Origin of the sequence: Stenotrophomonas sp. NPDC077659 (genome assembly GCF_050268705.1) — a bacterium.
Lineage (GTDB): Bacteria > Pseudomonadota > Gammaproteobacteria > Xanthomonadales > Xanthomonadaceae > Stenotrophomonas.
The window spans coordinates 27753-38325 of sequence record NZ_JBNNHG010000023.1 but is presented as its reverse complement, the minus strand read 5'-3'; the positions used below and the strand labels follow the sequence as shown (position 1 = coordinate 38325).

Here is a 10573-nt window from a genome sequence, read left to right as displayed (position 1 = left end):
CCCCAGTGGCGCTCGGCATCGGCGCGGGCCTGGAAGCCGAGGCTGAAGCGGCGCCGGAATCGGACCCGGACTTCCAGGCCAAGTACGAGCGCCAGACCGAAAGCGCGACCCAGGCCGTGGCCCGTGGCGTGCAGCCGGGCAACATGCTGGCCTTCGGTTCGTCGGCCTCGGGCAAGATGGCCGACATGATCCAGGCGGTGTTCAAGGATGTCTCGCCGGATTCGATGAAGGGCGTGCGCGTCGTCTTCATCGGCCAGTCCGCTGACAACGCCCGCGTGCAGGCGGCGGTGCAGCCGACCGGCGCCGAGTACATTTTCGTCGAAGCCAAGTAAGACCGAGCCATGGCGGCCATGCTCCGGCGTGGCCCGGGCGCTGCCACTGCGGTGGCACTGCCGATGACCTGACCGGCCCGCGCGCCCGCGCGGGCCGGTCCTTGTCCCAAGGCGCGGGCGAGGAGTATCGCCATGTCGCTGAAAATCAACGAGCTCTGCGTCAACTGCGACGTCTGCGAGCCGGCCTGCCCCAATCAGGCCATTTCGATGGGTGAAACCATCTACGTGATCGACCCTGCGCGCTGCACCGAATGCGTGGGTCATTTCGACGAGCCACAGTGCGTGGTCGTCTGCCCGGTCGAATGCATCGACCCGGACCCGGAGATCGTGGAAACGGAAGTCCAGCTGCTGGCGAAACTGCGGCAGCTGCAGCACGATCACCCCGAACTCTACGCGGAGCCCCCATCCGAATGAAGACGCTGATCGTCCGCCCCCTGCTGCTGCTCGGCCTGGTGCTGAGCCCGCTGGCCTGGGCCGAAACCACCGCCCGTGCCCAGCGCCCTGATGGCGCGGCCATCGCCAGCGGCCATGCGCTGGCCACCCAGGCCGGCATCGACATCCTGGCGCAGGGCGGCAACGCCTTCGACGCGGCGGTGGCGGTGTCCTCCACCCTGGCCGTGGTCGAGCCGATCAGCTCGGGCCTGGGCGGCGGCGGCTTCTTCCTGCTGCACGATGCAGCCACCGGCAAAGACATCATGCTGGATGCGCGCGAGACCGCCCCGGCGGCCGCGACTCCGCAGGCGTTCCTGGACAAGCAGGGCAATCTGGACCGTGACCGTTCGGTCAACGGCCCGTGGTCGGCCGGTATTCCCGGTCTGCCAGCCGCGCTGGTGGAACTGTCGGCCAGGCACGGCAAGCTGCCGCTGTCGGCCTCGCTGCAGCCGGCCATCCGCATCGCCCGTGAAGGCTTCCCGGTCTATGACCGCATGGCCAAGGGCTACGCCTCGCGTCGCGAGGTGATGGAACGTTTCCCCGGCACGCGCGAGGTGTACCTGCGCAACGGCAAGCCGATCGCCACCGGCGATCTGTTCAAGCAGCCGGAGCTGGCACAGACCCTGGAGCGCCTGGCCGCGGGCGGTCGTGATGGCTTCTACAAGGGCCAGACCGGCAAGCTGCTGCTGGAAGGCGTGAAGCAGGCCGGTGGCACGTGGACGGCCGAGGAGCTGGCCGGCTACCAGGTGAAGCTGCGCGAGCCGATCGTGTTCGACTACAACGGCTGGAAGATCACCACCGCGCCGCCGCCGTCCTCCGGTGGCATCGCCCTGGCCAGCATGCTGCAGATCCTCGAAGGCTGGGACATCAAGCAGATGGATGCGGCCCACCGCACCCACCTGGTAGTGGAAGCGATGCGCCGCGCCTACCGCGACCGCACCTTCTTCCTGGGTGATCCGGACTTCGTGCAGATCCCGCAGAAGGTGCTGACCAGCAAGGATTACGCGCAGGGCCTGCGGGCCACGATCCACCCGGAAAAGGCCACCCCCAGCGACCTGCTGTCGGGCAACCCGACCCCGCTGGAGGATGACGAGACCACTCATTTCTCGATCATCGACCGTGACGGCAACCGCGTTGGCGCCACCCAGACCGTCAACCTGCTGTACGGCTCGGGGCTGATTCCCAAGGGCACCGGCGTGCTGCTGAACAACGAAATGGACGACTTCGCGCTGAAGCCGGGCACCCCGAACGCCTTCGGTGTGATGGGCTATGCCGCCAACGCGCCGAAGCCGGGCAAGCGCATGCTCAGTTCGATGACGCCGACCTTCATGGAGAACGCCGACAAGGTGGTGGTGCTGGGCACGCCGGGGGGCAGCCGCATCATCACCATGGTGCTGCTGGGCATCCTCGGCTATGACGCCGGCCTGGACGCGCAGCAGGTGGCCGCGTTGCCGCGCTACCACCACCAGTGGCTGCCGGACCTGATCGAAGCCGAGAGCGATGCTTTCGATGCGGACACGGTGAAGCAGCTGCAGGCGATGGGCCACAAGATCGACCTGCCGGGCGACACCGCTGCTGGCGGCCGCGGCTCCAGCCACGTCTGGGGCAACCTGCAGACGGTGGAGTGGGACCGCAGGGCCAACAAGCTGTACGGTGGCAGCGATCCGCGCAACCCGGTGGGCAGCGCCCAGGTCGTGCCGGCGCATTGAAGGTCGTGCCGGCCGCTGGCCGGCAACCCCGTGAATCACCGATACCCCAGAACCCCGCCTTCCGGCGGGGTTCAGCATTTTGTGCCTAGCGATTATTTAACGGGGCCCCCTCGATAATTGCCGCATGAAACTATGGTCGATTCGTGGGAACTCGCAGCGGCTGGACGGCGGCGCGATGTTCGGCAACGCGCCGCGCGCGGTGTGGGAAAAGTGGGCGGCTCCGGACGAGCGCAACCGCATCGAGCTGGCCTGCCGCGCGCTGCTGGCCAGCCCGCTGGATGGCAAGACCGTGCTGTTCGAGACCGGCATCGGCGCGTTCTTCGACCCACGCATGCGTGACCGCTACGGCGTGCAGGAAAGCCAGCACGTGCTGATCGATTCGCTGCGTGAGGCCGGTTTCGAACATGAGGACATCGACGTGGTGGTGCTCAGTCACCTGCACTTCGATCATGCAGGGGGCCTGCTGGCGGCCTGGAGTGAAGGGCGCGGGCCGGAGCTGTTGTTCCCCAACGCGACGTTCGTGGTCGGTGCGCAGCACTGGCAGCGGGCGCTGCAGCCGCATCCACGCGACCGCGCCAGTTTCATTCCGGAACTGCCGGGCCTGCTGCAGGCCAGTGGTCGCCTGGAAGTGGTGGAGGGCGAATACTCGAAGGTGCTGGGCAACAGCGTGCGCTTCAGCTACAGCGATGGCCACACGCCGGGGCTGATGCTGGCCGAGATCGTCGGCCACGCGCATGCCGGCGCCGATGCCCACGGTGGCGTGGTGTTCTGCGCCGACCTGATCCCGGGGCGGTCGTGGGTGCACGTGCCGATCACCATGGGCTACGACCGCAATGCCGAGCTGTTGATTGACGAGAAGCGCCGTTTCCTGGAAGACAAGCTGGCGCGCAACGTGCATCTGTTCTTCACCCATGACCCGCAGGTAGCGATGGCGCAGCTGGGGCGGGATGAGAAAGGGCGTTTCGTGACCCTGCACGAGCAGGGCGAACTGAAGGCGCGCGCGCTGGGCCTGTAGAGCCGAGCCTATGCTCGGCTTGCTTTGGAATTGATCGGCTGAGCCGAGTGTGGGCTCGGCTCTACATCGCCTGTCTGTGCTAGGAGGCCTTCAGGCAGCTGCTCATGAAGTTCTTGCGGGCGTCACCGGCGAGCTTCTTCGTCGCCGCATCCGCATTGCATTGCTTCATGCGCTCTTGCGGGGTGGCGGCCTTGGTTCCGGTGGCGTGGCCGCTCAGGCAGGCGCTCTGCGCGGTCTTGTAGGCGTCGCCCTTCAATCCTTTGTTCTTGGCCGAGCAGTCAGCCATGCGCTGCTGTTGCGGGGTGGCGGCAGTGGCGGCCAAGGGAAGGCCGACGAGCAGGGCAGCGGCCAGCAGGAACGAGGCTTTCATGGCATCTCCAGGGAGAGCGGTGCGGGTGCGCGGAGCATTCGCCTGCCCACCGCAAAACGACGTGAAGATGGACCTGGGGTCGGAGCCCTTTCTGCGAAAGGGATCCGACCCCAGCCGCGGGATCACACCACGCGGGTACCGAAGATGCGGTCGCCGGCATCACCCAGGCCCGGCAGGATGTAGCCCTTGTCGTTGAGCTGGGCATCGATGGCGGCCGTGTAGATCTCCACGTCCGGATGCGCGGCCTTGACCGCTTCAATGCCTTCCGGTGCGGCGACCAGGAAGATGCCCTTGATGCGTCGCGCACCGGCTCGCTTGAGCATGTCGATGGTGGCGATCAGGGTGCCGCCGGTGGCCAGCATCGGGTCCAGGATCAGCGCATCGCGCTCTTCCAGGCGGCCGGTCAGGCGCTCGAAATAGGGCACCGGCTGCAGGGTTTCCTCATCGCGCTGCAGGCCGACCACGCTGACGCGGGCGGCTGGAATCAGCGACAGCACGCCGCTGAGCATGCCCAGGCCGGCGCGCAGGATCGGCACCACGGTGATCTTGGCACCGGCGATGCGCTGCACGGTAACCGGGCCGGCCCAGCCGGGCAGGGTGTGCGGTTCGGTCTCCAGGTCGGCGGTGGCCTCGTAGGCCAGCAGCGTGCCCAGCTCGTTGGCCAGTTCGCGGAAATCCTTGGTGCTGAGCGCGGCGTTGCGCATCAGGCCGATCTTGTGCTGCACCAGGGGGTGGCGCACTTCGACGATCTTCATGGTCGGGAAGGGGAAAGGAGAGAGGCCCCCATTTTGCCGGATCGGCGCTGCGATGCCCACGTCGGTTTCGCCGGATATGCAGTGAGGTGTCACGGCCATGCAACCTTGCGGACATACCGTGCAGACCCATTCTTAACAGGAATGGGGATTCCCAGTGCACATGAAGACTCCGCTGGCCATGGCCATCACCGTGACCCTGTCGCTGGCAGCACCGCTGCAGGCCGCGGGGCAGCAGGCCTTGGCCGCCACTGGCGCGCTTGCCGCCGATGCGGTCGACCTGGACCGCATCGAAGTGCGCGCCCAGCTTGAATCGCAGATCCGTGCGGTCGACCTGAAGCGCAGCAGCGACGCCATCGAAGATGCGGTGTCCTCTGACGCGCTGGGCCAGTACCCGGACAAGAACGTGGCCGAATCGCTGCAGCGCCTGCCCGGCATCAGCGTCACCCGCGACCAGGGCGAAGGCCGCTTCGTGGTCATCCGCGGCCTGGACGCCAACCTCAACAGCGTCAGTGTGGACGGCATTGCCGTGGGTACTCCGGAAGATTCCAGCCGCGCCGCGCCGCTGGACGTCATCCCCTCCGATTCGACCGAGCGCCTGCGCGTGGTCAAGTCGCCCACCCCGGACATGCCCGGTGATGCCATCGGCGGTGCGGTGCTGGTCGAATCCGCTTCGGCCTTCGACCGCGACGGCCGCAGCCTGCGTGGCAAGATCGAAGCCAGCCATCAGCAGCTGTCCGGCGAGACCAGCCCCAAGGCCGCGTTCAACTACAGCGAAGTGTTCGCCGATACCTTCGGCATCGCGCTTGGCGTGAATTACCAGAACCGCAAGTTCGAGTCGGACAACACCGAAGTGGAGTACGACAACCTCGACGGTGACATCGAAGCTGCTGACGTGAAGCCAGGTGACGTCACCGCGATCAACCTGCAGAACCGCAAGTACGAGATCGAGCGCAAGCGCATCGGTGCCAACCTCAACATGGACTGGCGCCCGGACGAAGACAGCAAGTACTACCTGCGCACGCTGTACAGCCAGTTCGACGATGCCGAGACGCGCCAGCGCGTGATCTACAACTTCGACGACGCCGACATGGTGGCCACCGGCACCGACCAGTACCGCCTGGACGGCCTGCCTGCCGACGCCATCCAGAAGCGCATGCGTTACCGCACCAAGAAGGAAAACACCTTTGCCGCCAGCCTCGGCGGTGAGAACAAGCTCACCAACGCGGTGGTGGACTACAGGATCGGTTACACCCGCACCGAAGAGCGCGTCAACGACGAAATGGAAGCGCGTTTCGAGCTGGATGCCGACGACATGTCCGGTACCCTGGACCAGCGCAGCCGCCTGCCGACCTATACGCTCAGCAGCAGCGACTGGACGGACAACGCGAACTACGCCTTCGACCGCTTCGTGATCTCGCCCAAGCAGGTCAACGACAAAGAGCGCAGCGCGCAGGTCAACGTACGCTTCGACGGCGACAACAGCAGCATCAAGTTCGGCCTGCTGGGCCGCTGGCGCGACCGTGATGTCAACGTGGACGAGAGTGAGCTGCGCCGCGGCCCGGCCATCGACCTGGACAGCTGGACCGCTGCCGACCCGGAACACCGCCATGGCGTGATGGGGCAGGGCATGAGCTCGGCGGCCATGCGCGCTTACTGGGCGCAGAACGGCAGCCGCTACACCGCGCGTCCGCAGGACGTGGCCGGCAATGCCGCGACCTCGCTGGAAGAGGACTACACCGCCAGCGAAGACGTCTTCGCCAGCTATGCGATGGGCACCTGGGACATCGGCGCACTGCGCATCATCGGCGGCGTGCGTGTGGAAAACACCCGCTTCAAGGCCACCGGCAACAGCGTCGAACTGGACGACGATGACGGTTACACGGTCAGCCCGGTGCAGGCCAACCGCAGCTACACCAATGTGCTGCCGGGCCTGCACCTGCGCTATGACGCGGCCGACGACTGGGTGCTGCGCGCCTCGGCCAACAAGACGGTCTCGCGCCCGTCTTTCGGTGACATCTCGCCGCGACGCGCGCTGAACGCCGGTGACGAAGAACTGCGCCTGGGCAATCCGCAGCTGGATCCCTACGAGTCGAAGAACATCGACCTGTCGGTGGAGAAGTACATCGGCAGCACCGGCATCGTCTCGCTGGGCCTGTTCCACAAGTCCATCGACGGCTACATCGTGGAGACCGTCAGCCAGAACGATCCGGCCTACAACGGCTACGACGTGACCCGCCCGATCAATGGCCGCAAGGCCACCGTACGTGGCGCCGAGTTCAACTGGCAGCAGCAGTTGGCGTTCCTGCCCGGTGCACTGGACGGCCTGCTGGTTGGCGCCAGCGGCACCTGGCTGGACACCGAGTTCGATGCCGGCATCGCTGACCGCGAGGGCGAAGACTTCATGCTGCCGCGCGCGTCCAAGCACGTGTACAGCGCGCACATCGGCTATGAGAAATACGGCCTGAGCACGCGTCTGGCGGCGGTCTACCGCAGCGAGTACCTGGATACCGTCGGCGCTGGCCGCGCGTTCGATATCTATGTGGCGCCCAACACCCAGCTGGACTTCTCGCTGGACTACAAGTTCACCCCGCGCATCAGCATGTACTTCGAAGCGCAGAACCTGCTGGACAAGCCGCTGGAGCTGTACCAGGGCAGCCGTTCGCGCACCCTGCAGATGGAAGAATACGGCCGCACCTACGCCATTGGCCTGAAGGTGGCCCTGTGATGGCGCGTGGCATGACCCTGCTCGCCGCCGCGATGGCCGCCTGCCTTGCTGCCGGTTGCACGCCTGCGGCCGCTCCGGCCGGCGCCGATGTCGCTGCGAAGGCACCGGCCGAGACCCCACGTTCTGTAGCAACCATCGCCGAGGCGTTCCTGACCCCGATGACGCCGGAGGACAACATCGATTCGCCGGCGGCCTGGAAGGCGCCGGATGGAAAGACCTGGCTGATCGCCACCGCCAAGGCCACCGACACGCTGGTGGTGTATGACGGCAGCACCGGCCAGCACCTGCGGGATGTCGGTACCGCCGGCACTGCACTGGGCCAGTTCGACCGTCCCAATGGCATTTCGGTGACCGATGACCTGCTGTGGATCGTCGAGCGCGACAACCATCGCGTGCAGGTGCTTTCGCTGCCCGATTTCACCCCGTTGGCGGTGTTCGGCACCGACGATCTGCGCAAGCCGTACGGCCTGTGGGTGGACCGCCGCGCCGATGGCTACAGCGTCTATGTCACCGATTCCTGGGACAACGGCGAAGATGCACAGGGCAAGGACATCCTGCCGCCGTTGGCGGAGCTGGACAAGCGCGTGCGCCAGTACCACGTCACCCGCGATGGCGCCCAGGTCGAAGCGACCCTGGCTGCCAGCATCGGTGATACCAGCGAGGCTGGCGCGCTGCGCGTGGTCGAGTCGATCTGGGGCGACCCAGCCAATGATCGCCTGCTGATCGCCGAGGAAGATGAAAGCTACGCCAGCGAGTTCAAGGTCTACACGCTGGCTGGCCGCTTCACCGGTACCACGTTTGGCCGCGATGTCTTCAAGGCGCAGGCCGAAGGCGTGATGCTGCGCACCTGCGGCAAGGACGGCTGGTGGATCACCACCGAACAAGGCAAGCAGCGCAGTGTGTTCCACCTGTTCGACCGCCATACGCTGAAGCCGGTCGGAGCCTTCCAGGGCAATACCGTGGCCAACACCGATGGCATCTGGATGACGCAGCAGCCCAGCCCGCGCTTCCCGCATGGCGCGCTGTATGCCGTGCATGACGACCAGGGCGTGGTGGCCTTCGACTGGGAAGCCATCGCCAAGCAGCTGTCGCTGCCGCTGGAGTGTGGCGCATGAGCCGTCGTTGCATGAATGCCCTTGCGATGGGCCTGCTGCTTGCCGCGCCGTTGTTGGCGGGCGCCGCCGCCGAACCCAACACCCAGGTTCCGCAGGGCAGCCGTCACTATGCGGCCACGCCATTGCCGGACCGCATCGTGGCCTCGCCGTCGGCCGATCCGGCACACGCATTCGCGGTGGCCTGGCGTACCGATGGCAGCGTGCAGTCGCCGCTGCTGGAAGTGGCCGTGGCCGGTGATTCGCCGGCCATCGAAGGCGTGCGCCAGTTGCGTGCGACGACACAGTCCCTGCAGAGCGAGAACGGCCTGTCCCATCATCATCGTGCCCAGGTGGATGGGCTGCAGCCGGACACACTGTATGTCTATCGTGTGCAGGGCAATGGAGGCTGGAGTGCCTGGAACCAGGTGCGTACCGCCGGTGTTCCCGGTCAGCCGCTCACCCTGCTGTACTTCGGCGATACCCAGAACAAGAACCTCAGCCATGTCAGCCGCGTGGTGCGGGCCGCGCAGAAGACCGCGCCCGACGCGCGGGTGAGTCTGTTTGCGGGCGACCTGGTCAGCGGTGGCGACGGTGCGGACGATACCGAATGGGGTGAATGGTTCGCGGCGACCGGCTGGTTGGCGCAGGAAACCCTGGTGGCCCCGGCCATCGGCAACCACGAGTACTTCGAAGAGTTCGAGGACACGCCTCAGGAGCGCCGCGTGCTGGGGAAGCACTGGCCGGTGACGTTCGCGCTGCCGGGCAATGGTGCGGCAGCGGCTGCCAGCAGCACCTACTGGTTCGACGTGCAGGACGTGCGCGTGGTGGTGCTCGATGGCACGTCGGCCCTCGATCTGGGTACCGCGCAGGCGCAGGGCCGATGGCTCGACACTGTACTGAGCGGCAACCCGCGTGCGTGGACGATCGTGCTGCTGCACCAGCCGTTCTATTCGCCGCGCGAAGGCCGCCAGAACGCCGCGCTGCAGAACGTGCTGCAGCCGGTGATCCGCCGCCACAAGGTGGACCTGGTGCTGCAGGGCCATGACCACACCTACGGCCGCCGGGGTGAAGGGCAGGCCGCGACGCCGCAGTACGTGGTGACCGTGGCTGGCCCGAAGCAGTACCGGCTGTCCGACGAGGCGAAACAGACCATGGACCCGGTGGCCGAAGACACCCAGCTGTTCCAGGTGCTGGACATCGATCCGCAGCACCTGCGGTACGAAGCCCGCACCGTCACCGGCCGTCTGTACGACGCCTTCGAACTGCGCCGCGCTGCCGATGGCAGCACGCAGAAGATCGAGCTGCCCGAGGGGCGCATCACCCCGCGTGCATGCCCACGTGCGCAGACTGCCAAGGGCCGCGCTGACCGCTGCTGGGAATGAGGAGCTATTGCATGAACACACCTCGACGTAGTGCCCCACTTGCCGCCCTCGGCGCAGCTCTGTTGCTGGTGGCCGGTGCCGTGACCGCTGCCGACAGCGTGCTGCATCCGTTTCTGGCGGCGCAGCCGAAGCAGGCCCCGGCCGAAGTGAACCTGGCGGTTGAGATCCCGGCCGGCAGCTTCACCAAGTACGAGATAAAGGAAGACGGCCTGGTGCACGTGGATCGTTTCCAGTCGATGCCGGTGGCCTATCCGGCCAACTATGGCTCGATGCCGCGCACGCTGGCCGGTGACAACGATCCGCTGGACGCGTTGGTGCTGACCCGCGAGCCGCTGCATCCGGGCGTGATCGTGCGCTTCCGCCCGATCGGTTATCTGAAGATGATCGACAATGGCGAGCACGACGAAAAGGTCATCGGCGTGCCCACCGACAAGGTTGACCCGACCTACGCCAACATCCGCGATCTGGCCGATCTGCCCGAGATCGAACGGCAGCGCATCGAAGCGTTCTTCCGTGTCTACAAGGACCTGCCGGCTGGTCGCAACCCGGTGCAGCTCAATGGCTGGGGCAATGCCGCCGAAGCCCGCGCGCTGATCAGCGAGGCGATGGATCGCTTCAAGGCCGCGCCCTCCCGGTGAATGACCAGGCCTGCAGGCGGTCGCCGCCTGCACGGCTGCCGCCATCGTCATCGTCCGCGCGCGAGGTAGATCCACGCCATGCGTGGATACACCGGGCCGCCAGGCAGATGGCCCCTGCGTG

At 66.5% G+C, this 10573-nt stretch carries 9 protein-coding genes and 1 pseudogene; 8 read left to right on the top strand and 2 right to left on the bottom strand.

All coding sequences use genetic code 11. From position 1 onward, the window contains the following. The 4 genes and pseudogenes from ACQKDV_RS05635 to ACQKDV_RS05620 form a co-directional block, all read left to right on the top strand. Nucleotides 1-332, top strand: a pseudogene (locus tag ACQKDV_RS05635) (hypothetical protein); the annotation flags it as partial. A gap of 132 nt (nt 333-464) precedes the next feature. Continuing rightward, complete coding sequence (locus ACQKDV_RS05630; RefSeq protein ID WP_324809628.1) at nt 465-746, top strand: YfhL family 4Fe-4S dicluster ferredoxin; 282 nt, start codon at nt 465-467, stop codon at nt 744-746. Continuing rightward, a complete protein-coding gene (gene ggt, locus ACQKDV_RS05625) occupies nt 743-2473 on the top strand; it encodes a gamma-glutamyltransferase (protein ID WP_427782798.1) in 1731 nt (576 codons plus the stop codon). Before ACQKDV_RS05630 ends, ggt begins: the two co-directional genes overlap by 4 nt. A 124-nt stretch (nt 2474-2597) precedes the next feature. After that, nucleotides 2598-3488 carry an MBL fold metallo-hydrolase gene (locus ACQKDV_RS05620; protein WP_427782797.1) on the top strand — a complete coding sequence of 297 codons (891 nt, stop codon included), beginning with the start codon at nt 2598-2600 and terminating at the stop codon, nt 3486-3488. A 79-nt stretch (nt 3489-3567) separates the two neighbouring features. Here the strand turns inward: ACQKDV_RS05620 and ACQKDV_RS05615 are convergent, their stop codons facing one another. After that, nucleotides 3568-3858, bottom strand: a complete 291-nt coding sequence (locus tag ACQKDV_RS05615) for a PsiF family protein (protein ID WP_427782796.1) — start codon at nt 3856-3858, stop codon at nt 3568-3570. A gap of 122 nt (nt 3859-3980) precedes the next feature. Then, the gene (upp, locus tag ACQKDV_RS05610; RefSeq protein ID WP_079221521.1) at nt 3981-4613 is read right to left on the bottom strand and encodes a uracil phosphoribosyltransferase; all 633 of its coding nucleotides are present in this window, start codon (nt 4611-4613) and stop codon (nt 3981-3983) included. Between the two features lie 160 nt (nt 4614-4773). On the opposite strand from upp, the gene ACQKDV_RS05605 reads away from it, so the two are divergent. Genes ACQKDV_RS05605 through ACQKDV_RS05590 form a run of 4 tightly spaced genes read left to right on the top strand, consistent with a single transcriptional unit; the run spans nt 4774 to nt 10452 of the window. Continuing rightward, entirely contained in the window at nt 4774-7338 is a 2565-nt protein-coding gene (locus ACQKDV_RS05605) for a TonB-dependent receptor (protein ID WP_427782795.1), read from the top strand. After that, nucleotides 7338-8453 (top strand): phytase, encoded by a 1116-nt coding sequence (locus ACQKDV_RS05600; RefSeq protein WP_427782794.1) that lies wholly within the window; start codon nt 7338-7340, stop codon nt 8451-8453. The genes ACQKDV_RS05605 and ACQKDV_RS05600 overlap by 1 nt, the downstream gene beginning before the upstream one ends. Beyond that, complete coding sequence (locus tag ACQKDV_RS05595; protein ID WP_427782793.1) at nt 8450-9814, top strand: metallophosphoesterase; 1365 nt, start codon at nt 8450-8452, stop codon at nt 9812-9814. The genes ACQKDV_RS05600 and ACQKDV_RS05595 overlap by 4 nt, the downstream gene beginning before the upstream one ends. An 11-nt stretch (nt 9815-9825) precedes the next feature. After that, on the top strand, nt 9826-10452 hold the full coding sequence (locus ACQKDV_RS05590) for an inorganic diphosphatase (RefSeq protein ID WP_427782792.1): 627 nt from the start codon (nt 9826-9828) through the stop codon (nt 10450-10452). Nucleotides 10453-10573 lie beyond the last annotated feature (121 nt).